Annotated in this window: 24 protein-coding genes; 5 read left to right on the top strand and 19 right to left on the bottom strand. The window is 70.8% G+C overall.

Annotation, left to right across the window (positions count from 1 at the left end; genetic code table 11):
- Window positions 1-5 precede the first annotated feature (5 nt).
- Genes DY262_RS09160 through DY262_RS09145 form a run of 4 tightly spaced genes read right to left on the bottom strand, consistent with a single transcriptional unit; the run spans window position 6 to window position 4097 of the window.
- Window positions 6-797: an enoyl-CoA hydratase/isomerase family protein gene (locus DY262_RS09160; RefSeq protein ID WP_116958621.1), complete on the bottom strand. Its 792-nt coding sequence runs from the start codon at window positions 795-797 to the stop codon at window positions 6-8.
- A 1-nt stretch (window position 798) separates the two neighbouring features.
- The gene (locus DY262_RS09155; protein ID WP_116958620.1) at window positions 799-1935 is read right to left on the bottom strand and encodes an acyl-CoA dehydrogenase family protein; all 1137 of its coding nucleotides are present in this window, start codon (window positions 1933-1935) and stop codon (window positions 799-801) included.
- Between the two features lie 30 nt (window positions 1936-1965).
- Entirely contained in the window at window positions 1966-2481 is a 516-nt protein-coding gene (locus DY262_RS09150; RefSeq protein ID WP_116958819.1) for a DinB family protein, read from the bottom strand.
- An 8-nt stretch (window positions 2482-2489) separates the two neighbouring features.
- Entirely contained in the window at window positions 2490-4097 is a 1608-nt protein-coding gene (locus DY262_RS09145) for a carboxyl transferase domain-containing protein (protein ID WP_116958619.1), read from the bottom strand.
- Window positions 4098-4215: 118 nt separating this feature from the next.
- Here DY262_RS09145 and DY262_RS09140 point away from each other — a divergent pair, with 118 nt between their 5' ends.
- The 3 genes from DY262_RS09140 to DY262_RS09130 all read left to right on the top strand — a co-directional run bounded on the left by DY262_RS09140 (window position 4216) and on the right by DY262_RS09130 (window position 7178).
- A complete protein-coding gene (locus DY262_RS09140; RefSeq protein ID WP_245980907.1) occupies window positions 4216-5238 on the top strand; it encodes an AraC family transcriptional regulator in 1023 nt (340 codons plus the stop codon).
- A 130-nt stretch (window positions 5239-5368) separates the two neighbouring features.
- Window positions 5369-6049: a Fe2+-dependent dioxygenase gene (locus DY262_RS09135; protein WP_116958618.1), complete on the top strand. Its 681-nt coding sequence runs from the start codon at window positions 5369-5371 to the stop codon at window positions 6047-6049.
- 7 nt (window positions 6050-6056) lie between these two features.
- Entirely contained in the window at window positions 6057-7178 is a 1122-nt protein-coding gene (locus DY262_RS09130; protein ID WP_116958617.1) for an alpha-hydroxy acid oxidase, read from the top strand.
- A gap of 12 nt (window positions 7179-7190) precedes the next feature.
- Here DY262_RS09130 and DY262_RS09125 read toward each other — a convergent pair whose 3' ends face one another.
- Window positions 7191-7832, bottom strand: coding sequence for an HAD family hydrolase (locus DY262_RS09125; protein ID WP_181936460.1), 642 nt, complete (start codon window positions 7830-7832; stop codon window positions 7191-7193).
- Window positions 7829-8230, bottom strand: a complete 402-nt coding sequence (locus tag DY262_RS09120; protein WP_116958615.1) for a YchJ family protein — start codon at window positions 8228-8230, stop codon at window positions 7829-7831. Before DY262_RS09120 ends, DY262_RS09125 begins: the two co-directional genes overlap by 4 nt.
- Window positions 8231-8325: 95 nt before the next feature.
- On the opposite strand from DY262_RS09120, the gene DY262_RS09115 reads away from it, so the two are divergent.
- Window positions 8326-9030 (top strand): glutathione S-transferase N-terminal domain-containing protein, encoded by a 705-nt coding sequence (locus DY262_RS09115; RefSeq protein WP_116958614.1) that lies wholly within the window; start codon window positions 8326-8328, stop codon window positions 9028-9030.
- Window positions 9031-9140: 110 nt separating this feature from the next.
- Here the strand turns inward: DY262_RS09115 and DY262_RS09110 are convergent, their stop codons facing one another.
- From DY262_RS09110 to DY262_RS09065, 10 genes are all read right to left on the bottom strand, one after another.
- Window positions 9141-10604, bottom strand: a complete 1464-nt coding sequence (locus DY262_RS09110) for a TrkH family potassium uptake protein (protein WP_116958613.1) — start codon at window positions 10602-10604, stop codon at window positions 9141-9143.
- Window positions 10605-10617: 13 nt separating this feature from the next.
- The gene (gene trkA, locus DY262_RS09105) at window positions 10618-12009 is read right to left on the bottom strand and encodes a Trk system potassium transporter TrkA (protein WP_116958612.1); all 1392 of its coding nucleotides are present in this window, start codon (window positions 12007-12009) and stop codon (window positions 10618-10620) included.
- A gap of 43 nt (window positions 12010-12052) precedes the next feature.
- Complete coding sequence (locus DY262_RS09100; protein WP_116958611.1) at window positions 12053-13183, bottom strand: acyl-CoA dehydrogenase family protein; 1131 nt, start codon at window positions 13181-13183, stop codon at window positions 12053-12055.
- Window position 13184: 1 nt separating this feature from the next.
- Window positions 13185-13817, bottom strand: a complete 633-nt coding sequence (locus DY262_RS09095; RefSeq protein ID WP_116958610.1) for a pyridoxamine 5'-phosphate oxidase family protein — start codon at window positions 13815-13817, stop codon at window positions 13185-13187.
- 14 nt (window positions 13818-13831) lie between these two features.
- On the bottom strand, window positions 13832-14500 hold the full coding sequence (locus tag DY262_RS09090; protein ID WP_116958609.1) for an SDR family oxidoreductase: 669 nt from the start codon (window positions 14498-14500) through the stop codon (window positions 13832-13834).
- Between the two features lie 10 nt (window positions 14501-14510).
- Window positions 14511-15692 carry an acetyl-CoA C-acyltransferase gene (locus DY262_RS09085; RefSeq protein WP_116958608.1) on the bottom strand — a complete coding sequence of 394 codons (1182 nt, stop codon included), beginning with the start codon at window positions 15690-15692 and terminating at the stop codon, window positions 14511-14513.
- Between the two features lie 72 nt (window positions 15693-15764).
- A complete protein-coding gene (gene can / locus DY262_RS09080; protein WP_116958607.1) occupies window positions 15765-16424 on the bottom strand; it encodes a carbonate dehydratase in 660 nt (219 codons plus the stop codon).
- 35 nt (window positions 16425-16459) lie between these two features.
- A complete protein-coding gene (locus DY262_RS09075; protein ID WP_116958606.1) occupies window positions 16460-17641 on the bottom strand; it encodes an isovaleryl-CoA dehydrogenase in 1182 nt (393 codons plus the stop codon).
- A 34-nt stretch (window positions 17642-17675) separates the two neighbouring features.
- Window positions 17676-18134 (bottom strand): PaaI family thioesterase, encoded by a 459-nt coding sequence (locus DY262_RS09070; RefSeq protein ID WP_116958605.1) that lies wholly within the window; start codon window positions 18132-18134, stop codon window positions 17676-17678.
- Between the two features lie 98 nt (window positions 18135-18232).
- Window positions 18233-18637 (bottom strand): MerR family transcriptional regulator, encoded by a 405-nt coding sequence (locus tag DY262_RS09065; protein ID WP_116958604.1) that lies wholly within the window; start codon window positions 18635-18637, stop codon window positions 18233-18235.
- A 126-nt stretch (window positions 18638-18763) separates the two neighbouring features.
- Between DY262_RS09065 and DY262_RS09060 the strand changes: the two genes are divergently transcribed.
- Entirely contained in the window at window positions 18764-19831 is a 1068-nt protein-coding gene (locus DY262_RS09060; protein WP_116958603.1) for an MBL fold metallo-hydrolase, read from the top strand.
- Here the strand turns inward: DY262_RS09060 and DY262_RS09055 are convergent.
- Genes DY262_RS09055 through gmhB form a run of 3 tightly spaced genes read right to left on the bottom strand, consistent with a single transcriptional unit; the run spans window position 19818 to window position 22050 of the window.
- Window positions 19818-20711: a M48 family metallopeptidase gene (locus tag DY262_RS09055; RefSeq protein ID WP_116958602.1), complete on the bottom strand. Its 894-nt coding sequence runs from the start codon at window positions 20709-20711 to the stop codon at window positions 19818-19820. The two genes, DY262_RS09060 and DY262_RS09055, sit on opposite strands and share 14 nt — an antisense overlap.
- Before the next feature lie 7 nt (window positions 20712-20718).
- Entirely contained in the window at window positions 20719-21453 is a 735-nt protein-coding gene (locus tag DY262_RS09050; RefSeq protein ID WP_116958817.1) for a lysophospholipid acyltransferase family protein, read from the bottom strand.
- A gap of 18 nt (window positions 21454-21471) precedes the next feature.
- Window positions 21472-22050, bottom strand: a complete 579-nt coding sequence (gene gmhB, locus DY262_RS09045; protein WP_116958601.1) for a D-glycero-beta-D-manno-heptose 1,7-bisphosphate 7-phosphatase — start codon at window positions 22048-22050, stop codon at window positions 21472-21474.
- Window positions 22051-22055: the final 5 nt, after the last annotated feature.

The following is a 22055-nucleotide window of genomic DNA, read 5'->3' as shown; positions in this document are numbered from 1 at the left end:
GGCGCTCACTGCGGCGGCAGCCAGTTCGGCGCGCGCTTGTTCAGGAAGGAGGCCAGGCCTTCGCGGCCTTCCTCGCTGGCGCGGATGTCGGCGATGCGGCGCGCGGTGTCGGCGCGCAGCTCGGCCGTGAGCGGCTGGCCGGCGACGTCGCGCACCAGGGCCTTGCAGGCGCGCGCGGCGGCCGGTCCGTTGTTGGCCAGGGTGGCCACGATGCCCTCGACCGTGGCGTCCAGCGTCTCGGGCGTGGCCAGCTCGTGCACCATGCCCAGGGCGTGGGCCTGCGCGGCGCTGAAGCGCTCGGCCGTGACCATGTAGCGGCGCGCGGCCTGCGCGCCCATGGCGCGGACCACGTAGGGGCTGATGGTGGCCGGCAGCAGGCCCAGGCGCGCCTCGGACAGGCAGAAGGTCGCGCCCTCCACGGCCACCAGCACGTCGCAGATGGCCGCCAGGCCCATGCCGCCGGCGTAGCAGTCGCCCTGCACGCGCCCCACCACGGGCACCGGGCACTGGTCCAGGGTCCAGAGCATGTCGGCCAGGCGCTGGGCGTCGGCGCGGTTCTCTTCCCACGAATAGCCGGCCATGGCCTTCATCCAGTTCAGGTCGGCGCCGGCGCAGAAGGCCTTGCCGTGCGCACCCAGCACCACCACGCGCAGGTCCGCGTCCTGCGCCAGCGCGCCGAAGGCGTGCGTGAGCGCGGCGATCACCTCGTCGTTGAAGGCGTTGCGCACATCGGGGCGGTTGAGCCAGACGCGCGCCACGTGCGCGCTGGGGCGGGAAACCTCGATCACATCGCTCATGTCAGTACCTCTTCGCAACCTCTTCCAGCATCACTTCGGTGGCGCCGCCGCCGATGGCCAGCACGCGCGCGTCGCGCCACAGGCGCTCGATGGCGGTCTCGCGGATGAAGCCCATGCCGCCGTGGAACTGCTGGCAGGTCTGCACCACCTCGTTCACCAGTTCTCCGGTGAGCGCTTTCAGCATCGACACCTGCTGCACGATGTCCTTGCCCTGCGTGACCGCCCAGGCACAGTGGTACATGAACTGGCGCGCCGCGCGCACCTTGGCGTCGAGCATCGACAGGCGCTGGCGGATCACCTGCTGGTCCCACAGCGGCCCGCCGAAGGCCTGGCGCTGGCGCACGTGGTCCAGCGTGAGCTGCAGCGCGCGCTGGCAATGGCCCACGGCCATGGCACCCAGGGCGATGCGCTCGGTCTGGAAGTTCTTCATCACCGCGTAGAAGCCCTTGCCCTCCTCGCCCAGCAGGTTGGCGGCGGGGAGGCGCACGTTGTCGAACACCAGCTCGGCGGTGTCCGAGCTGAGCCAGCCCGTCTTGTGCAGCGCGCGGCCCACGCTGAAGCCGGGCGTGCCCTTCTCGACGATGAACATCGAGACCTCGCGCTTGCCCGGCCCGGTCTTGGCCGCGACGAAGTAGAGGTCGGCGTGCACGCCGTTGGTGATGAACATCTTGGTGCCGTTGAGCACCCATTCATCGCCCTCGCGCACGGCGCGCGTGCGGATGCCGGCGACGTCGGAGCCCGCGCCGGGTTCGGTGATCGCCACCGCGCAGATCGATTCGCCCGCGCAGACCTTGGGCAGGTGCCGGGCCTTCTGCGCGGCGTTGCCGGCGTGGTGCAGGTGCGGGCCGGCCATGTCGGTGTGCACCAGCACGGTGATCACGAAGCCGGCGAAGGTGCTCTGCGACAGCGCCTCGGCGAACACCAGGTTGGTCAGCGCATCAGCGTCGCCGCCGCCGTGTTCGCCCTCAAAGGCGATGCCCAGCAGGCCGGCCTGGCCCATGCGCCGCAGCACCTCGCGCGGCACGAAGCCCTGCTGCTCCCAGGCCATGCCGTGCGGCTCCACCTCGCGCGCGATGAAGCGCGCCACCTGCTCGCGCAGGGTCTGGTGCTCGGGGGTGTCGTAGATCGTGGGTTCCAAGGCTGGTGTCTCCGTCAAGGATGGCCGGCTTCAGCCGGGCTGAACTGCCTGCAGCTGCAGGTAGCGCACGAGGTCCAGTTCGGGCCCCGGCTGCCCCAGCAGGGTCAGTGCCGCCGTGATCTGGCCGCGGTGGTGCGTGGCGTGGTTGAACACATGGGCCAGCGTGGGCGCGAAGGGCAGGTCCACGGCCTCGCCATTCGAGCGCGTGTAGCGCAGGCGGCCGTCGAAGCGCTCGGCGGCCCAGTGGGCGATGGCGCCGTCCCACGCCAGCGCGCCGTCGAGCACCGCCTGCGCGAGCCGCGCGCGGTCGGGCTCGGCCTCCATGTCCAAGGCCAGCGCCGGCGATTCGCCACGCGCGAAGCGGGGGAACCACAGCAGGCCTTCGCCCACCAGCAGGTGGTTCAGCGTGCCGTGCACGCTCTTGAAGAACAGGCCGACGTCGCGCCGGTAGGCTTCTTCGTCGAGCGCGGACACCGCCTCCAGCAGGCGCCGCGTGGCCCAGGCGTGGTAGCGCGCGAGCGTGAGGAAATGGGCGCGGGCGTCCATGGCCGCGCTCACATGCGGAACACGCCGAACTTGGGATCGCCGATGGGCGCGTTCAGCGTGGCCGACATCGCCAGCGCCAGCACGCGGCGCGTGTCGGCGGGGTCGATCACGCCGTCGTCCCACAGGCGGGCGCTGGAGAAATAGGGGTGGGACTGGTGCGCGAACTGGTCGAGCAGGGGCTGCTTGAATTTCGCTTCTTCCTCGGCGCTCCAGGAACCGCCCTTGGCCTCGATGCCGTCGCGCTTGACGGTGGCCAGCACGCTCGCGGCCTGCTCGCCGCCCATGACGCTGATGCGCGCGTTGGGCCACATCCAGAGGAAGCGCGGGCTGTAGGCGCGGCCGCACATGCCGTAGTTGCCCGCGCCGTAGCTGCCGCCGATGATGATGGTGAACTTGGGCACCTGCACCGTGGCCACGGCCGTCACCATCTTGGCGCCGTGGCGCGCGATGCCCTCGTTTTCGTACTTGCGCCCCACCATGAAGCCGGTGATGTTCTGCAGGAACAGCAGCGGCACCTTGCGCTGGCCGCACAGCTCGATGAAGTGCGCGCCCTTCTGCGCGCTTTCGGAGAACAGCACGCCGTTGTTGGCCACGATGCCGATGGGCATGCCTTCGATGTGCGCGAAGCCGCAGACCAGGGTGCTGCCAAAGCGCGCCTTGAACTCGTGGAACTCGGAGCCGTCGACCAGGCGCGCGATGACCTCGCGCACGTCGTAGGGCTTGCGGGTGTCGGTGGGGATGACGCCGTACAGCTCCTCGGACGGGTACTTGGGCGCGCGCGGCTCGATCAGCGCCTGCCTCGCCTCCTTGCGGCGGTTCAGCGTGGCCACGGCCTGGCGCGCCAGCGCGATGGCGTGGGCGTCGTTCTGCGCCAGGTGGTCGGCCACGCCCGAGAGGCGCGTGTGCACGTCGCCGCCGCCCAGGTCCTCGGCGCTCACCACCTCGCCGATGGCGGCCTTCACCAGCGGCGGGCCGCCCAGAAAGATGGTGCCCTGGTTCTTCACGATGATGGTCTCGTCGCTCATGGCGGGCACGTAGGCGCCGCCGGCGGTGCACGAGCCCATCACCACCGCGATCTGCGCGATGCCCTGCGCGCTCATGTTGGCCTGGTTGTAGAAGATGCGGCCGAAGTGCTCGCGGTCGGGGAAGACGTCGTCCTGGTTGGGCAGGTTGGCGCCGCCCGAGTCCACCAGGTAGATGCAGGGCAGCTGGTTCTGCATCGCCACCTCCTGCGCCCGCAGGTGCTTCTTCACCGTCATGGGGTAGTAGGTGCCGCCCTTGACGGTGGCGTCGTTGCAGACGATCAGGCAGTCGACGCCGCTCACCCGGCCAATGCCGGCGATCAGGCCGGCGCAGGGCGCGTCGCCGTGGTACATGCCGTGCGCGGCCAGGGGCGCCAGCTCCAGGAAGGGCGTGCCGGGGTCCAGCAGCATCTGGACGCGCTCGCGCGGCAGCAGCTTGCCGCGCTTGACGTGCTTGGCGCGCGCGGCCTCGCCGCCGCCTTGGGCGGCCTGGGCGAGCTGGACCCTGAGGTCCTCCACCTGGGCGCGCATGGCCTCGGCGTTGGCCTGGAATTCGGCCGATCGGGGGTTGAGCTTGGTCTCCAGGATGGGCATGGCCTGTCTCGTGTGGTGGGCGAACGAAGGGCGAGGGTACACCCCGGGCCGCCGCCGCCGGCCGCCATGGCGGTTGCAAATCGCGCCAGCAAGCCTGGCGCGGTGGCACACTCGCGCCATGCCCGCGGACACCCCCGACCTGCTGCCCGGCCCCGCCCTCACGCCCATGGCACTGGTCCAGGCCATGGCGCTGGCCTACCGGGCGCGCGGCATGGACCCCGCGGCGGCCCTGGCGCAGGCACAAATTCCGCCAGAACGCCTGAATGATCCGCACGCGCGCATCACCGCCGCGCAGATGGAGGCCGTGTCCTACGCGGCCATGCGCGAGCTCGACGACGAGGCCCTGGGCTGCTTCGAGCGCGCGCTGCCCTGGGGCAGCTACGGGCTGCTGGCGCGCGCCTCGCTGTCCTCGCCCACGCTGGCGGTGGCGCTCAAGCGCTGGTGCCGCCACCACGGCCTGCTGGCCGACGCGGTCGCGCTCTCGGTCGAGACCAGCGGCGAGCGCGCCGCCATCAACCTGCGCCTGCGCCGCGACCCCGGCCCGCTCACCGAGCTGTGCGTGGTCTCGGTGCTGCGCAACATCCACGGCCTGGCGGCCTGGTTCGTGGACTCGCGCATCCCCCTGCTGGAGGCGCATTTCCCCTACGCGCCGCCGCCGCACGTCGAGGCCTACGCGGTGCTGTTCGACGCCCCGGCCCGCTTCGGCGCGGACCAGGCCGCCATCCACTTCGACGCGCGCTACCTCGCCCTGCCCCTGCGCCGCGACGAAGCCGCCATGAGCCAGCTGCTGCAGCGCGCGCTGCCGCTGACGGTGCGCTCCTACCGGCGCGACCGCCTGCTGGTGCAGCGCGTGCGCCAGCTGCTGGCCCGCCAGCCGCTGGACACCCACAACGCCGACGACCTGGCCGCCCTGCTGCACACCTCGGCACGCACCCTGCACCGCCAGCTGAGGGAAGAAGGCGCCCATTTGCAGGCCCTGAAGGACGAGGTGCGGCGCGAACGCGCCAGCCAGCTGCTGCTGCGCACCGACCGGCCCATCAAACAGGTGGCCGAGGCGGCGGGCTTTCGCAACGAGAAGAGCTTCATCCGCGCCTTCCGGGCCTGGACGGGACAGTCACCCGGCGACTTCCGGCGACGCTGAGGGGGCCAGTGGCCCCGCCGAGCGTGGCCCGCCCCGCAAGGCGGCTTCGGCCCGGCCAAGCCGGCTCCGCGGTGTCTCCGGACAAAAGCCGGTCACAATCGGGAATCGTTCTCATTTAAATTGCCTGCCCATGATGCTGCGTATTCCCCAGGTGCTGACGCCCGAGCAGCTGCGCCAGTGCCGCCAGTCGCTGGAGGCCGCGGACTGGACCGACGGCCGCGCCACCGCCGGCCACCTGGCCGCCCAGGTCAAGCACAACCAGCAGTTGGGCGACGACCAGCCGGCGGCGCGCCAGGTGGGCGACCTGATCCTGCAGGCCCTGGGCCAGCACCCGCTCTTCCTGTCGGCCGCCCTGCCCCTGAAGGTGCTGCCGCCGCGCTTCAACCGCTACCAGGGCGGCGGCCGGTACGGCGCGCACGTGGACGCGGCCATCTTCAGCGTGCCGGGCACGCCGCACCGGGTGCGCAGCGACCTGTCGGCCACCCTGTTCTTCAGCGAGCCACACGAGTACGACGGCGGCGAGCTGACCGTGCAGGACAGCTTCGGCCAGCACAGCGCCAAGCTGGCGGCCGGCGACCTGGTGCTCTACCCCGGCACCAGCCTGCACCACGTCACCCCGGTCACGCGCGGCGTGCGGCTGGCGGCCTTCTTCTGGGTCCAGAGCCTGGTGCGCGACGACAGCCAGCGCACACTGATGCTCGAACTCGACACCGCCATCCAGCAACTCGTGCGCGACGCGCCCGGTCACCCCGCGCTGGACCGCCTCACCGGCGTGTACCACAACCTGCTGCGGCAATGGGCGAACACCTGAGGTCGCCATGGTGAGCCCACGCGACATGAAGCCACCGCTGGCGCAGATCCCGCCCGAGGTGGCCGCCGTCAGCGACTACGAACCGCTGGCGCGCGAACGCATGACCCCCGCGGCCTGGGCCTGGCTGCAGGGCGGCGCGGCGGATGAAATCACGCTGCGCGAGAACCAGGCCGCCTTCCAGCGCCTGCGCCTGGCGCCGCGCGCGCTGGCCGAACTGGCCGGCGGCCACACCCGGCTCACGCTGCTGGGCCAGGCCTTCGAGCACCCCATCTTCGTCGCCCCGGTGGCCTACCAGCAGCTCGCCCACCCCGACGGCGAAATGGCCACGGCGCTCGCCGCCTCCGCCCTGGGCGCGGGCATGGTGGTGAGCACGCAGGCCGGCCTGCCATTGGAAGCGCTGGCGCGCCAGGCCACCGCGCCGCTGTGGTTCCAGCTCTATGTGCAGCACGACCGCGGCTTCACCCGCGAGCTGGTGCACCGCGTGCAAGCCGCGGGCTACCGCGCCCTGGTGGTGACGGTGGACGCCCCCGTGAGCGGCCCGCGCAACCGGGAGCAGCGCGCCGGCTTCACGCTGCCGCCGGGCCTGAGCGCCGTGAACCTGCAGGGCGCGCGGGCCCTGCCGCCCCACACCGCGCCCCTGGGCCGCCCGCCCCTGTTCGGCAGCCCGCTGGTGGACACGGCGCTGACCTGGCGCGACATCGCCTGGCTGCGCGAGCAGACCGCGCTGCCCATTCTGTTGAAGGGCGTGCTCTCGCCCGCGGACGCCGTGCGCGCGGCCGATGAGGGCCTGGCCGGCGCGATCGTCTCCAACCACGGCGGGCGCGTGCTCGACACCGTGCCCGCCACCATCGATGCCCTGCCCGCCATCGCGCGCGCCGTGAACGGCCGCCTGCCCCTGCTGCTGGATGGTGGCGTGCGCCGCGGCACCGACGTGTTCAAGGCGCTGGCCCTGGGCGCCTCGGCCGTGCTGGTGGGCCGACCCGTGCTGCATGGCCTGGCCACCGCCGGCGCGACCGGCGTGGCGCACGTGCTGCACCTGCTGCGCGCGGAGCTGGAGATGGCGATGGCGCTGACGGGCTGCCGCACGCTGGCGGATATCGACGAGGGCCGGCTCTGGCGCGGCGGCTGAGCCGCGCCCCGCTCAGAGCCGCAGCTCGCGCATGTGGTGAAACACCCGCGCCACCGGCAGGCCCTCGAAGGCACGGCCATGGCCCTGGGTGCAGAAACCCCAGACCGTGGCACCCGCGGCCAGGCCGGCCTGGGCGCCGGGCGCGGTGTCCTCGATGACCAGGCAGCGCTTCGGGTCCACCCCCAGGTGCGCGGCGGCGGCCAGGTAGACGTCGGGCGCGGGCTTGGAGCGCGGCAGGTCGTGGCCGCTGAAGACGGCGTCGCCGAACCAGCGCGCCAGGTCCACCTGCTCGAGCTGCATCACCACCTTGGCGCGGTCGGCGCCCGAGGCACAGGCGATGCGCCCGCCCACCGACCCGTGCAGCCGCGCCACGGCCTCGTGCACGCCATCGATGGCCTTGAGCTCGGCGCGCAGGCGCTGATTGCGCCGCGCATAGAAGGCCTGCAGCCATTCCTCGGACCAGGGGCGGCCGGTGTGCTGCTCGATCAGCGCGCGCTGGTCGCGCACCGCGCGGCCGATGAACAGGCGCTCGCAATCCGCGGGCGAAATCGCCCAGCCGGCCTCGATGAGCGACTCGCGCAGCACACCGTTGGTGATGGGTTCGCTGTCGACCAGCACGCCGTCGCAGTCAAACAAAATCGCCTCGAAGCTCACCACTTGTCCTTGTTCGGAAAATCGCCGTCCACGTAGAACCACTGCCCGCCCTCGCGCACGAAGCGGCTGCGCTCGTGCAGGCGCTGGCCCCGGCCCGCCACGCGCGAGCGCGCGACGAACTCCACCTCGGCGTGCTCGGCGTCGATGGCGCGGTGCGCGCGCACCTGCAGCCCCAGCCATTTCACGCCAGGCTCCAGGTCCAGCGTGGCCGGCCGCGTGCTGGCGTGCCAGGTGGCCAGCAGGTGCGCCACGTCGCCGCGCACGAAGGCGCTGTAGCGCGAGCGCATGAGCGATTCGGCGTCGGGGGCGGCGGTGGCGGTGCCGAGGTAGCGACCGCAGCAGGCGTTGAAGGCGGGGCCGCGGCCGCAGGGACAGGGCGCGCTGGTGGGGGTGGGCATCGGAAATCGCGGGAGAGAACGGATTATCGATGCCCCTGCAATCCCTGGGGCCACGCGGGGCGGACCGCACAATGCGCGCACCCCAAGGAGAACCCATGACCGCTCTCGACAGCTTCCCGATCACGAAGAAGTGGCCGGCCCGGCACCCGGACCGCCTCCAGCTCTACTCCCTGCCCACGCCCAACGGCGTGAAGGTGTCCATCGCCCTGGAAGAGACCGGCCTGCCGTACGAGCCCCACCTGGTGCGCTTCGACACCAATGACCAGCTCTCGCCCGAGTTCCTCTCGCTCAACCCAAACAACAAGATCCCGGCCATCATCGACCCGCAGGGCCCCGAGGGCACACCGCTGGCGCTGTGGGAATCGGGCGCCATCCTGGTCTACCTGGCCAGCAAGAGCGGCCAGCTCCTGCCCCGCGACACCGGCGCGCGCTACGAGACCCTGCAGTGGCTGATGTTCCAGATGGGCGGCATCGGCCCCATGTTCGGCCAGCTCGGCTTCTTCCACAAATTCGCCGGCAAGGACTTCGAGGACAAGCGCCCGCGCGACCGCTACGTGAACGAGAGCAAGCGCCTGCTGGCGGTGCTCGACCAGCACCTCAAGGGCAAGCGCTGGATCATGGGCGAGCAGTACACCATCGCCGACATCGCCACCTTTCCCTGGGTGCGCAACCTCGTGGGCTTCTATGGCGCGGGCGAGATCGTCGGCTTCCAGGACTTCCCCGAGGTGCAGCGCGTGCTCGAGGCTTTCGTCGCGCGCCCCGCCGTGCAGCGCGGCCTCCACATCCCGGCGCGCGACTAAGTCTCACGCACGACGGGTCTTCGTCCAGGGGCGCCGCGGAACGGGCTTCGCCAGGCCGCAGGCGCCGTCCCCCTCCGGGGGGAAGCCGCGCAGCGGCGCAGGGGGGCTTCCTACTTCCGCCAGAAGTGGCCGGTGAAGAGCACCAGCACCGTCAGCAGCTCCAGCCGGCCCAGCATCATCGCGAAGCTCAGCACCCAGATCTGGCCGTCGTTGAGCACGCCGTAGTTGCTCGCCGGCCCCACCAGTCCCAGGCCCGGGCCGATGTTGTTGACCGTGGCGACCACGGCGGAGAAGGCGGTGACGATGTCCAGGCCGGTGAGCAGCAGCATCATGGTCAGGCCCACGGTGGCCGCGCCATAGATCAGCATGAAGCCGAACACCGCGTTCATCACCTGCGGCGGCACCACACCGCCGGCCAGCGTGACCGGGTTGACCACGCGCGGGTGGATGATGCGGACCAGTTCGCGCCGCGCCTGCTTGATCAGCAGCACCATGCGGACCATCTTGATGCCGCCGCCCGTGGACCCCGCGCAGGAGGCGAAGCAGCCCAGGAACATGAGCAGCACCGGCACGAACACCGGCCACTGCGCGTAGTCGACCGACGCATAGCCCGTGGTGGTGGCCACCGAGACCACGTGGAAGGCCGCGCTGCGAAGGGCGGTGCCGAAGTCCGTGTACACCCCGTTCACCAGCAGCAGCAGCGTCACCACGGCGATGGCGGCGGCCAGCACCACCAGGTAGGTGCGGATCTCGCGGTCGTTGGTGATGGGCCGCAGCGAGCGGTGCTTGATGACCACGAAGTAGCGCAGGAAGCTGATGCCCGCCATCGTCATGAAGGCGGTGGCCACCCATTCGATGCGCGCCGAGTTGTAGTGGCCAAAGCTGGCGTCGTAGGGCGACAGGCCGCCCAGGCCCATGGTGGTGCACATGTGCATGAAGGCGTCGGCCCAGCCCATGCCGGCCCAGCGGTAGGCCAGCATGCAGGCCACCGAGAACAGCGCGTACACGCCCCACAGGCCGCGCGCGGTCTCGGCGATGCGCGGGGTGAACTTGGTGTCCTTCATGGGGCCGGGCGTCTCGGCGCGGTAGATCTGCATGCCACCCAGCCCCAGCAGCGGCAGCACGGCCACCACCAGCAGCATGATGCCCAGGCCACCGACGAGCTGCAGGAAGCAGCGCCAGACGTTGATGGACACCGGCAGCAGGTCCAGCCCCGAGATCGCGGTGGCGCCGGTGGCGGTGAGCCCGCTCATGGCCTCGAAGTAGGCCTTGCTCAGGCTCAGGTCTGGGACGCTGTAGTACAGCGGCGCGGCGGCGTAGGCCGGCAGCACCACCCACACCAGGTTCACCAGCAGGAAGCCGTCGCGCGGCATGAGCTCGCGGCGGTGCCGCCGCGTGAGCATCCACAGGGCCCAGCCGCTGCACACGGTGGCCGCGAAGCCGAAGGCCCAGACCAGCACGTGGTGGTCCTTGTCGAGGAACCAGGCCCAGGCCATGGGCACCAGGAAGGTCGGCGAGAACGCCAGCAGCACGCGCGAGAAGACGTTGAGGACGGGCAGCCAGAGGGATTGCATGGTCGCTCGGCCGTCAGCCGAAGAAGGTGGCGCTGACCTGGAACAGCTTCTCGACCTCGCGCACCAGGCGCTTGTTCGGAATGAACAGGATGATGTGGTCGCCGGCCTCGATGAGCAGGTCGTGGTGCGGCATCAGGACCTCGGAGTTGCGCCCTTCGCCACGCACGATGCCACCGATGCGCGTGCCCCTGGGCAGCTTGAGTTCTTCGATGCGGCGGCCCACGAGCTTGCTGGTCTTGGCGTCGCCGCGCGCGATGCCTTCGAAGGCCTCGGCCGCGCCGCGGCGCAGGCTGTGCACGGCCGCCACGTCGCCGCGGCGGATGTGGGTGAGCAGCTCGCCGATGACGGCCTGCGAAGGCGAGATCGCGATGTCGATGGTGCCGCCCTGCATCATGTCGGCGTAGGCACGGCGGTTGATGAGGGCCATGACGCGCCCCGCGCCCAGGCGCTTGGCCAGCATGGCCGACATGATGTTGTCTTCGTCGTCGCTGGTGAGCGCGAGGAACATGTCCATCTCGCCCACGTTTTCCTCCTCGAGCAGGTCCTCGTCGGCGCCATCGCCCTGCAGGATCAGCATGCTGGAGGGCAGCTGGCTCGCCAGGTACTCGCAGCGCTTCTTGTCGCGCTCCAGCAGCTTCACCTCGCACTGACCCACCAGGCTGCGCGCCAGGCGCAGGCCGACACGGCCGCCGCCGGCGATCATCACGCGCTGCACGGGCTTGTCGGTGTTGTGGATGGCCGAGAGCACGTCGCGGATCTTGTCGGTGTCGGCGAGCACGAAGACCTCGTCGCCCGCGAGGATGCGGGTGGACGGCGTGGCCTCCATCTCGGTGTCGAGCCGGTAGAGCGCGACCACGCGCATTTCGCAGCGGGTGTAGCGCTCGCGGAACTCACCGATGGTGTGGCCCACGAGCGCGCCGCCGTGGTTGGCGCGCACCGCGATGAGGCTGGCGCGGCCGTCGGCGAACTCCAGCACCTGCAGGGCCTCGGGGTAGCTGATGAGCTGGCGGATGTAGCGCGTGACGGACTCTTCCGGACAGAGCACGTGGCTGACGGAGAAGCCGGTCTGCGAAAGCAGCTCGTCGCCCTCGATGAACTCGGACGAGCGCAGGCGCGCGATGGTGGTGGGCACGTTGAACACGTCGTGCGCCACCTTGCAGGTCACGAGATTGGTCTCGTCGGCCGCCGCGCAGGCGATGACCATGTCCGCGTCCTTGGCGCCGGCGTCGCGCAGCACCGAGGGCTGGATGCCATTGCCCACCACGCCACGCAGATCGAGCTTGTCCTCGAGCAGGCGCAGGCGCGCCGGGTCCATGTCGATGACAGTGATGTCGTTCTGCTCGGAGACCAGGCTCTCGGCCACGCTCTCGCCCACGCGGCCGGCCCCGAGGATGATGATGTTCATGGCGCGGAATGGTATCCCGCCGCGCCGCCTGCGGCGCCTCGATTCAGGACAGGGCGCGCTGGATGAGGATCTTCTGCACGTCCGAGGTGCCCTCGTAGATCTGGCACACGCGCACGTCGCGCCAGATGCGCTCGACCGGGAAGTCGCTCACGTAGCCGTAACCGCCGTGCACCTGAATGGCGTCGCTGCACACGCGCTCGGCCATCTCGCTGGCGAACAGCTTGGCCATGGCCGCCTCCTTCAGGCAGGGGCGCCCGGCATCGCGCAGCGCGGCCGCGTGGTGCACCATGGCGCGCGCCACGTCGATCTGCGTCGCCATCTCGGCGAGGCGGAAACCCACCGCCTGGTGGTTGAAGATGGGCTGGCCGAAGCTCTCGCGCTGCTTGGCGTAGGCCAGCGCGCAGTCGAAGGCGCTGCGCGCCATGCCGACGCTCTGCGCCGCGATGCCGATGCGCCCGCCCTCCAGCGCCGACAGCGCGATCTTGTAGCCCTCGCCCTCCGCGCCGATGAGGTTGTCGGCCGGGATGCGGCAGTTCTCGAAGTTGATCTGCGCCGTGTCGCTGCTGTGCTGGCCCACCTTGTCTTCCAGCCGCGCCACCCCATAGCCCGGCGTGTCGGTGGGCACCACGAAGGCGCTCATGCCGCGCTTGCCCGCGGCCTTGTCGGTCACGGCGATGACGATGGCGAGCTGGCCGTTCTTGCCGCTGGTGATGAACTGCTTGACGCCATTGAGCACGTAGTCGCCGCCCTGCTTCACCGCGGTGGTGCGCAAGGCCGAGGCGTCCGATCCCACGTGCGGTTCGGTGAGGCAGAACGCGCCCAGCATCTGGCCGGCGGCCAGCGGGCGCAGCCAGCGCTCCTGCTGCCGGGCGCTGCCGTAGCGCATGAGGATGGCGTTGACGGGGCAGTTGGTGACACTGATGGCCGTGCTGGTGCCGCCGTCGCCGGCGGCGATTTCCTCCAGCACCACGGCCAGGCTCACATAGTCCAGGCCGGCGCCGCCCAGCGATTCGGGCACGCAGATGCCGTAGGCGCCGAGTTCGGCGAGGCCACGGTGCGCCTCCTGGGGAAAGTGATGCTCCTTGTCCCACGTCGCGGCGTGGGGCCAGAGCTCGGCCTGGGCGAAGGCGCGCACCGCCTCGCGGACGGCTTCCTGATCGGGGGTCAGCAGCATGTCATTCCTTTTCGGGGCTTCGTTCCTGGGCCAGCTGCGCGAGGTAGCGCGCGCGCATGGCCTCCTGGGTTTCGCTGGGCGCGGCGAGTCCCATCTGGTCGCTGATCATCTGGTTCATGGTCGGCAGCGCGTCGCGCGCCGGCCAGCCCGCCGGCTCCCACAGCCGCGAGCGCATGAAGGCCTTGGCGCAGTGCAGGTAGACCTCGCGCGCCGCGACTTCGATCACCAGCTTGGGCCGCTGGCGCTCCTGGGCGAAACGGTCCACGAATTCGGGCTCGTCGCGCAGGCGCGCGCGGCCGTTGATGCGCAGGGTCTCCTCCACGCCGGGCACCAGGAAGATCAGCGACAGGCGCGGGTCGGCGATCAGGTTCTCCAGCGTATCGAGCCGGTTGTTGCCGCCCGAGTCGGGCAGCAGCAGGGTGTGCTCGTCGAGCACCTTCACGAAGCCGGCCTCGCCGCCGCGCGGCGAGGCGTCGAGCAGGCGCCCGTTGGCGCCGCCGCTGGCGAGCACGCAGAAGGGCGACAGCGCGATGAAGCGGCGGGCGTGCGCGTCGATGCCCGACAGCTGCTTGCGGCGCGCGCGCTCGCCCGGGGCGGCGTAGAGGCCGCGCAACTGCTCGAGGGTCTGGATCATGGAAGGTCCCTGGCTCACCAGCCGTCGAATGGCCGGCCGTCGTGGTCGATGAAGCGGCCGCCCTCGCGCGGCGTGAGGCGCGCGAGGGTGCGGCGCATGTCCGCCACGCTGCGCTCGGGCGAGAGCGGGGCCGAGGCCCCGCCCATGTCGGTCTGCACCCAGCCGGGCGAGATGGCGACGAGGATGGCCTCCGGGTAGTCGTGCTGGGCCGCGGCCACCGCCATGTTCAGCGCGGCCTTGCTCGCGCGGTAGACCCAGCCGCGGCTATCGGATACGCCCGCGATCTGCGCCATGGCGCTGGACAGGACAGCGAAGCGCCCGCGCGCGGCCTCCACCAGCGGGGCCACCTGCGGGATCACCTGCATGGCGCCCAGCAGGTTGACGTGCATGGCGTGGTCGAAGGCCTCGCGGGTGGGCGGCGTCAGCGCGCTGCCCTGCGGGAACACGCCGGCCACGTACAGGGCCACATCGATCTTCTCGCCCTCGAGCGCCCAGGCCAGGCCGCTCACGCTGGCGGGATCGGCCACGTCCACGCGCAGGGCCTCGGCGCCGAGTTCGCGCAGGCGCGCCAGCCCGGCGTCGTCGCGCGCGGTGGCGATCACGCGGTCACCGGCCTCGCGGTACTGGCCCACGAATTCGAGGCCGATGCCGCGCGAGGCGCCGATGACCAGGACCGTGGCCATGCGCGGACGATCAGATCAGCTCGATCGCCATCGCCGTGGCTTCGCCGCCGCCGATGCACAGCGTGGCCACGCCGCGCTTACCGCCGCGCGCCTGCAGCGCGTGGATCAGGGTGACCAGGATGCGCGCGCCGCTGGCGCCGATGGGGTGGCCCAAGGCGCAGGCGCCGCCGTTGACGTTGAGCTTGTCGTGCGAGACCTTGAGCTCGGCCATCAGGGCCATGGGCACCACGGCGAAGGCTTCGTTCACTTCCCACAGGTCCACATCACCCACCTTCCAGCCGGTGGCGGCCAGCAGCTTCTGCGTGGCGTAGACGGGCGCGGTGGTGAACCAGTTGGGCTCCTGCGCGTGCGTGGCGTGACCGACGATGCGGGCGATGGGCTTGGCGCCCAGGCGCTGCGCGGTGGAGGCCTTGGCCAGAACCAGCGCGGCGGCGCCGTCGTTGATGGAGGAGCTGGAGGCGGCGGTGATGGTGCCGTCCTTCTTGAACGCCGGCTTGAGCGCGGGGATCTTGTCGAGCTTGATCTTGCCCGGGCCTTCGTCGATGGAGACCACGCGCTCGCCGCTGCGGTCCTTCACGGTGACGGCGGCGATCTCCTTGGCAAAGGCGCCGCTCTCGGTGGCGGCCTTGGCGCGCGACACCGAGGCGGTGGCGAAGGCGTCCTGCTGCTCGCGCGTGAAGGCGTACTTGGCGGCGCAGTCCTCGCCGAAGGTGCCCATGCTGCGGCCGGGTTCGTAGGCGTCTTCCAGGCCGTCGAGCATCATGTGGTCGAAGATGCGGTCGTGGCCCATGCGGTAGCCGCCGCGGCCCTTGAGCATGAGGTAGGGCGCGTTGGTCATGCTCTCCATGCCGCCGGACACCATGAGCTGCGCGCTGCCGGCCATCAGCATGTCGTGCGCCAGCATGGTGGCCTTCATGCCCGAGCCGCACATCTTGGACAGCGTGACCGCGCCGGTGGACAGCGGCAGCCCGCCCTTGAGCGCGGCCTGGCGCGCGGGCGCCTGGCCCTGGCCGGCCATCAGGCAGTTGCCGAACAGCACCTCGTCGACGCCCTTGGGGTCGACGCCACTGCGTTCGATGGCGGCCTTGATGGCGACGCCACCGAGGTCGTGCGCGGCCAGCGGCGAGAAGTCGCCCTGGAAGGCGCCCATGGGCGTGCGCGCAGCGCCGAGGATGACGATGGGATCGGACATGGTGTACTCCTTGGTTCGAAAGATCGGTCGAAAACGGTGGCGGCGCGCGGGCGGCGGCAAGGCCGGCGGAACTCAGCCGCGCCGGCGGTCCTTGACGCCGGCCACGGCCTGGCGGTGCACGGCCTCCAGGTCGGCATTGCCGCGCACGGTCATGTGCAGGTCCTGCACCAGGCCGTCCTTGAGGCCGTAGACCCAGCCGTGCAGGGCCACGGCCTGGCCGCGCTCCCAGGCGTCCTGCAGCACCGTGGTCTGCGCGACGTTGAGCACCTGCTCGATGGCGTTGAGTTCACACAGCGCGTCGTGGCGGTGCGCCTCGGGCAGCGCAGACAAGAGCGTGGCATGCTTGTCGCGCACGTCCTTGATATGGCGCAACCAGTTGTCCGCCAGACCCACGCGGGTGTCGCGCAGCGCGGCCTGCACGCCGCCGCAGCCGTAGTGGCCCACCACCATGAGGTGCTCGACCTTGAGCACGTCCACCGCGAACTGGACGGTGGACAGGCAGTTCAGGTCGGTCGGCACCACCACGTTGGCCACGTTGCGGTGCACGAAGACCTCGCCCGGGTCCAGACCGGTGATCTGGTTGGCGGGCACGCGGCTGTCGGAGCAGCCGATCCACATGTAGCGCGGGCTCTGCTGCTGCGAGAGCTTGGTGAAGAAGCCGGGGCGTTCGGCCTCGATCTGGGCCGCCCAGCGCCGGTTGTGATCCAGCAGGTGTTGAAGGTCGTCGCTCATGGAAGGATTGTGCTGCCTGCCGCCCACCGGGCGGCTTACATGGTTTCGGCGAAGAGTTCGCGGCCGATGAGCATGCGGCGGATCTCGCTCGTGCCGGCGCCGATCTCGTAGAGCTTGGCGTCGCGCCACAGGCGGCCCAGCGGGTACTCGTTGATGTAGCCGTTGCCGCCGAAGATCTGCACGCCCTCGCCGGCCATCCAGGTCGCCTTCTCGGCCGTCCACAGGATGACGGAGGCGCAGTCCTTGCGCACGCGGCGCACGTGCTCGCTGCCCAGCACGTCCAGGTTCTTGGCCACCGTGTAGGCGAAGCTGCGCGCGGCCTGCAGCACGGTGTACATGTCGGCCACCTTGCCCTGGATGAGCTGGAACTCGCCGATGCTCTGGCCAAACTGCTTGCGGTCGTGGATGTAGGGCACCACGTTGTCCATCACCGCCTGCATGATGCCCAGCGGCCCGCCGCTGAGCACGGCGCGCTCGTAGTCCAGCCCGCTCATGAGCACCTTGGCGCCGTTGTTGAGGCCGCCCAGGATGTTCTCCGCCGGCACCTCCACGTTCTGGAACACCAGCTCGCCGGTGTGGCTGCCGCGCATGCCCAGCTTGTCGAGCTTCTGCGCGATGGAGAAGCCCTTCATGCCCTTCTCGATGAGGAAGGCCGTGACGCCGCGCGCGCCCAGCTCGGGCTCGCTCTTGGCGTAGACCACCAGGGTGTCGGCGTCCGGGCCGTTGGTGATCCACATCTTGCTGCCGTTGAGCAGGTAGTAGCCGCCCTTGTCCTCGGCCTTGAGCTTCATGCTGATGACATCGGAGCCCGCGCCGGGCTCGCTCATGGCCAGCGCGCCCACGTGCTCGCCGCTGATGAGCTTGGGCAGGTACTTCTGGCGCTGCGCGTCGTTGCCGTTGCGCTTGATCTGGTTGACGCACAGGTTGGAGTGCGCGCCATAGGACAGGCCCACCGAGGCGCTGGCGCGGCTGATCTCCTCCATGGCGACCATGTGCGCCAGGTAGCCCATGTTGGCGCCGCCGTAGGTGTCGGGCACGGTGATGCCCAGCACGCCCAGCTCGCCCATCTTGCGCCACAGGTCCATGGGGAACTGGTCGCTGCGGTCGATCTCGGCCGCGCGCGGCGCGATCTCGGCCTGCGCGAAGTCGCGCACGGCGTCGCGCAGGGCGTCGATGTCCTCGCCAAGCTGGAAGTCGAGGCCGGGCAGTTGGGTCATGGAAAGTCTCCTGTGGGTGTTGGTGTGGTGGGTGTCAGCCGCGCACCTTGTCGCGGCCCAGAACGGTCATGAGGGTGCAGCCCATGGTGGCCACGAGCTTCTCCCGGCCCTCGTGCAGGGCATAGGCCTGACCTTCGGCCACGGTGACGGTGCGCCCGGGCTTGATGACCGTGCCGACCATGCGGAAGGACTCGCCCTGCGCGGGCGCGAGCAGGTTGATCTTGAACTCGATGGTGAGCACGGCGGCGTCGGCCGGCATGAGCGAAAACCCCGCGTAGCCGCAGGCCGAGTCGAGCGCCGTGGACACCATGCCCGCGTGCAGGAAGCCGTGCTGCTGCGTGAGGCGCGCGGCCCATGGCAAGGTGATGACCACGCGCCCCGGCGCCACCTCGGCCAGCGAGGCGCCCAGCGTGTCCATGGCGGCCTGGCGCGCGAAGCTCTCGCGCACGCGCGTTGCGTAGTTCGGGTCCTGGGCCTGGAAGGGGGTGCTCATCGGTGCGGGGCCGTGCGGCCCGGGGGATGGGAGAGCCCCAATTCTAGGTTGACGTTTACGTAAACGTCAAACCAGCGATCGACCGGGCCGGCGGCGGCTCAGGCGCCCTTGCGCTCGATCTTGTTGAGCAGGGCACGCGCCTCCTTCTCGTGCGCCTTGACCTCGTCGAGGTTGGCCACCAGGTCGGCCATCTGCTCCTCGAGCTGGCGGCGGTGCTCCGCCAGCACGGCGAGGAACTTGCGCAGCTGCGGCCCGGTGTCGCGCGGGCTGTCGTACATGTCGATGATGTCCTTGGCCTCGGTGAGCGACAGGCCCAGGCGCTTGGCGCGCAGCGTGAGTTTCAGGCGGGTGCGGTCGCGCGCGCTGTAGACGCGGTTGCGCCCGCCCGGGCCTTCGCGCAGCGGCTGCAGCAGGCCCACGTCTTCGTAGAAGCGGATGGCGCGGGTGGTCAGGTCGAACTCGCGCGCCAGGTCGCTGATGGTGTAGGTGGGATTGGTGGCCATGTGCCGGGGTACCGGGGTGTCGGGTGGCGGACAGGGAAAGGGAACGGTGGCTCCGTAGAATGCCCTTTTCTTGACGTTTACGTCAACGTCAAGGCGCGCGCATCTTACTGAAATCACTTCCCCGCCATGAGTCCCACCCGCGATCAGCTCGAAGCCCGGCTTCACTACCCCCTGGGCACCACCCTGCCCGAGCCTGGCCGCGCCCTGGTGGTGGCGCCTGGCGTGAAGTGGATCCGCATGACGCTGCCCTTCGCGCTCGACCACATCAACCTCTGGCTGCTGCGCGACACGCTGGACGGCCGCGAGGGCTGGACGGTGGTGGACTGCTGCATCGCCCGCGAGGAGGCCAAGGCGCAGTGGGAGCAGGTGTTCGCCAACGAACTGGACGGCCTGCCCGTGTTGCGCGTGATCGTGACGCACATGCACCCGGACCACATCGGCCTGGCGCACTGGCTGTGCGAGAAGTGGGACTGCCGTTTGTGGATCAGCGCCACCGACCACGCGATGGCGCGCCTGGGCACCCAGACCACCACCGGCTTCGGCGGCGACGCGGCGGCGGCCTACTTCGCCAGCCACGGCCTCACGGACCCGCAGAGCGTGGCCAAGGTGCGGGCGCGCGCCGGCTACTACCCGAACCTGGTGCCGTCCGTGCCCGCGCAGTCGCGCCGCCTGCTCGACGGCCTGGTGGTGCGGATCGGCGAGCACGACTGGCGCTGCATCAGCGGCTACGGCCACGCGCCCGAGCACATGGCCCTGTGGAGCGAGTCCCTGGGCGTGCTGATCAGCGGCGACATGATCCTGCCGCGCATCTCCACCAACGTGAGCGTGTACGAGCAGGAGCCCGAGGCCGACTCGCTCCAGCGCTTCCTCGACTCCATCGACAAGTTCCTGCCGCTGCCCGAGCACACGCTGGTGCTGCCCTCGCACGGGAGGCCCTTCACCGGCCTGCACGAGCGCATCGCGCAACTGCACGCGCACCACGACGAGCGCCTGGCCGAGGTGGTGGCGGCCTGCCGCGAAAGGCCCCTGAGCGCCTTCGACGCGCTGCCCGTGCTGTTCCAGCGCCAGCTGGACCTGCACCAGACCACCTTCGCCATGGGCGAGGCGGTGGCGCACCTGAACCGGCTGTGGCACGCGGGCACGCTGGCGCGCACCCGCGGCGCCGACGGCGTCTGGCGCTTCAGCCCTCGGTGAAGGGCAGCGCCGCGTCCTTGAGCGCGCGGCGGCGCTCGGCGTGATCGGGCATCACGCTGGCGACCACGTCCCAGAAGCGCGGGCTGTGGTCCATGTGGTGCAGGTGGCTGAGCTCGTGCACCACCACGTAGTCGATCGCGTCCATGGACAGGTGGATCAGCCGCCAGTTGAGCCGGATGCGCCCGTCGGCGCTGGCGCTGCCCCAGCGCGTGTCGGCGTTGGACAGGCTCAGCCGGGTCCATTGCACGCCCAGGCGCGGCGCGAAGTGGTCCAGGCGCTGCGTGAACACGGTGCGCGCGTGGCGCATCAGCCAGGCCTGTGCGGCGTCGCGGATCTGCGCCTCGCTGGCGTGGCGCGGCAGGCCGACACGCAACACGCGCGCGGCCGCGTCGAAGGCGCCGCCGCGGCCCGAGAAGCCGTGCGCCGGGTCGAGCGCCAGGCGCACGGGCTCGCCCAGCAGCGGCAGCTCGGCGCCGTCGGCCCAGCGGATGCGCGAGCTGGCCTGGCGCTCGGCGCGCTCGCGCGCCTCGGCCAGCTTGTCGAGCACCCAGCCGGCCTTCTCCTGCAGCACGGCCTCCACATCACCCAGCGTGCTCCAGCGCGGGGCGCGCACGCTCAGGCCCTCGGTGCCCACGCTCAGGCCGATGGTGCGGCGCTTGCCGCGCAGGAATTCGTAGCCCACCTCGGCCCCGCGCAGGCGCACCAGGCGGTTGGCGCGCGGGTGGTGCCAGGTGCCGGGCTGGAACACCTCGGCCAGCGGCAGCGCATGATCGGTGCCGACCGGCGCGACCGGGGCCGATGGGGCCGGCGCGGCGCGCGGCGGCTCGGGCTCGGCGGCGGGGCCGAACAGATCGAACGCCAGCTGCACGAAGCCCTTCACGCCGGCCTCAGCGATAGGCCTCGGGGTCGAGCCGGCGCATTTCGCCTTCGATCCAGGCCTCGACCTCGCGCATGAGCTCGTCGGCCTCGCGGCCCTGGCTGGGGATGGGCTTGCCGATGGAAAAGTCCACCACGCCGGGCCGCTTGATGAAGGCCTTGCGCGGCCAGCACTTGGCCGAGGTCACGGCGATGGGGATGACCGGCGCGCCGGTGGCCACGGCCAGGCGCGTGCCGCCAGTCTTGTAGCTGCCCTTCTCGCCGCGCGGGATGCGCGTGCCCTCGGGGAACATGATCACCCAGGTGCCCTGGTCGAGCAGACGCTGGCCCTGCTCGACCACCTTGTTGAAGGCCTGGGTGCGCTTGCTGCGGTCGATGTGGATCATGTCCAGCCGGCCCATGGCCCAGCCGAAGAAGGGCACGTAGAGCAGCTCCTTCTTGAACACGTAGGCCAGCGGGTGCGGCATCAGCGTGGGCATGGCGAAGGTTTCCCAGGTGGACTGGTGCTTGAGCAGCAGCACGGCCGGCGCGGTGCTGCCCACGGGCAGGTTCTCCAGACCCGTGACGCGGTTGCGGATGCCCAGGATCAGCGTGCCGCTGTGCACCGCCACGCGCAGCCAGTTCGCGCACATCCAGTACAGCGTGGTGCTGCTCACGAAGGGCGAGACGATCACCACCGCCAGCCCCCAGGGGATCACGGTGATCACCATCACCAGCAAGTGCAACACGGAGCGCAGGAAGTGAATAGCGATCATGCTCGGGGGTCAGGCGGTCGGCTTGGAAGGGGGCGGGACCTGGGCCAGCAGCCAGTCGGCAAAGGCGCTGAGGTCGGCGTGGACCTGGGTGGCGGGCGGCAGGCCCGCGATGGCGGCGCCGGGCTGGCCGCCCAACGCGGCCGACTGGCCCGTGAGCAGCAGGTGCGTGGCGCAACCGGCGGCGGCGCCAGCCTGCACGTGGCGCAGCGAGTTGCCGGCGGCCACCACCTCGGCCAGGGGCACGCCGAAACGCGCGCCGATCTGCTGGAACAGGCCGGGCGCGGGCTTGCGGCAGCCGCAGGCGTCTTCTGGCGCGTGCGGGCAGATGAAGATGGCCTCCACCCGCGCGCCGGCGGCCGCCAGCAGGCGGTGCATCTTGAGGTGGATGGCGTTGAGCGAGGCCATGTCGAACAGGCCGCGGCCGATGCCCGACTGGTTGGTGGCCAACACCACGCGCCAGCCGCCGTGGTTGAGCCGCGCCACCGCCTCGAGCGCGCCCGGCAAAGGCTCCCATTCGTCCGGCGACGCCACCTTGTCGTCGCGGCCGCGGTTGAGCGTGCCGTCGCGGTCGAGGATGAGCAGCTTCATGCCAC

Origin of the sequence: Hydrogenophaga borbori, assembly GCF_003417535.1 — a bacterium.
GTDB classification, from domain to species: domain Bacteria; phylum Pseudomonadota; class Gammaproteobacteria; order Burkholderiales; family Burkholderiaceae_C; genus Hydrogenophaga; species Hydrogenophaga borbori.
The sequence above is the reverse complement of the archived record's forward strand: the minus strand, read 5'-3'. Positions and strand labels throughout refer to the sequence as shown.

Bases quoted from the DNA above. Each gene is read 5' to 3' on its own strand.
- trkA (WP_116958612.1), bottom strand. From the start codon at position 12,009: ATGAACATCATCATCCTCGGGGCCGGCCGCGTGGGCGAGAGCGTGGCC.
- DY262_RS09130 (WP_116958617.1), top strand. From the start codon at position 6,057: ATGGTGAGCCCACGCGACATGAAGCCACCGCTGGCGCAGATCCCGCCC.
- DY262_RS09110 (WP_116958613.1), bottom strand. From the start codon at position 10,604: ATGCAATCCCTCTGGCTGCCCGTCCTCAACGTCTTCTCGCGCGTGCTG.
- gmhB (WP_116958601.1), bottom strand. From the start codon at position 22,050: ATGAAGCTGCTCATCCTCGACCGCGACGGCACGCTCAACCGCGGCCGC.
- DY262_RS09085 (WP_116958608.1), bottom strand. From the start codon at position 15,692: ATGTCCGATCCCATCGTCATCCTCGGCGCTGCGCGCACGCCCATGGGC.
- DY262_RS09060 (WP_116958603.1), top strand. From the start codon at position 18,764: ATGAGTCCCACCCGCGATCAGCTCGAAGCCCGGCTTCACTACCCCCTG.
- DY262_RS09100 (WP_116958611.1), bottom strand. From the start codon at position 13,183: ATGCTGCTGACCCCCGATCAGGAAGCCGTCCGCGAGGCGGTGCGCGCC.
- DY262_RS09145 (WP_116958619.1), bottom strand. From the start codon at position 4,097: ATGCCCATCCTGGAGACCAAGCTCAACCCCCGATCGGCCGAATTCCAG.
- DY262_RS09075 (WP_116958606.1), bottom strand. From the start codon at position 17,641: ATGACCCAACTGCCCGGCCTCGACTTCCAGCTTGGCGAGGACATCGAC.
- DY262_RS09150 (WP_116958819.1), bottom strand. From the start codon at position 2,481: ATGGACGCCCGCGCCCATTTCCTCACGCTCGCGCGCTACCACGCCTGG.
- DY262_RS09120 (WP_116958615.1), bottom strand. From the start codon at position 8,230: ATGCCCACCCCCACCAGCGCGCCCTGTCCCTGCGGCCGCGGCCCCGCC.
- DY262_RS09115 (WP_116958614.1), top strand. From the start codon at position 8,326: ATGACCGCTCTCGACAGCTTCCCGATCACGAAGAAGTGGCCGGCCCGG.
- DY262_RS09065 (WP_116958604.1), bottom strand. From the start codon at position 18,637: ATGGCCACCAATCCCACCTACACCATCAGCGACCTGGCGCGCGAGTTC.
- DY262_RS09070 (WP_116958605.1), bottom strand. From the start codon at position 18,134: ATGAGCACCCCCTTCCAGGCCCAGGACCCGAACTACGCAACGCGCGTG.
- DY262_RS09140 (WP_245980907.1), top strand. From the start codon at position 4,216: ATGCCCGCGGACACCCCCGACCTGCTGCCCGGCCCCGCCCTCACGCCC.
- DY262_RS09090 (WP_116958609.1), bottom strand. From the start codon at position 14,500: ATGGCCACGGTCCTGGTCATCGGCGCCTCGCGCGGCATCGGCCTCGAA.
- DY262_RS09160 (WP_116958621.1), bottom strand. From the start codon at position 797: ATGAGCGATGTGATCGAGGTTTCCCGCCCCAGCGCGCACGTGGCGCGC.
- DY262_RS09095 (WP_116958610.1), bottom strand. From the start codon at position 13,817: ATGATCCAGACCCTCGAGCAGTTGCGCGGCCTCTACGCCGCCCCGGGC.
- can (WP_116958607.1), bottom strand. From the start codon at position 16,424: ATGAGCGACGACCTTCAACACCTGCTGGATCACAACCGGCGCTGGGCG.
- DY262_RS09135 (WP_116958618.1), top strand. From the start codon at position 5,369: ATGATGCTGCGTATTCCCCAGGTGCTGACGCCCGAGCAGCTGCGCCAG.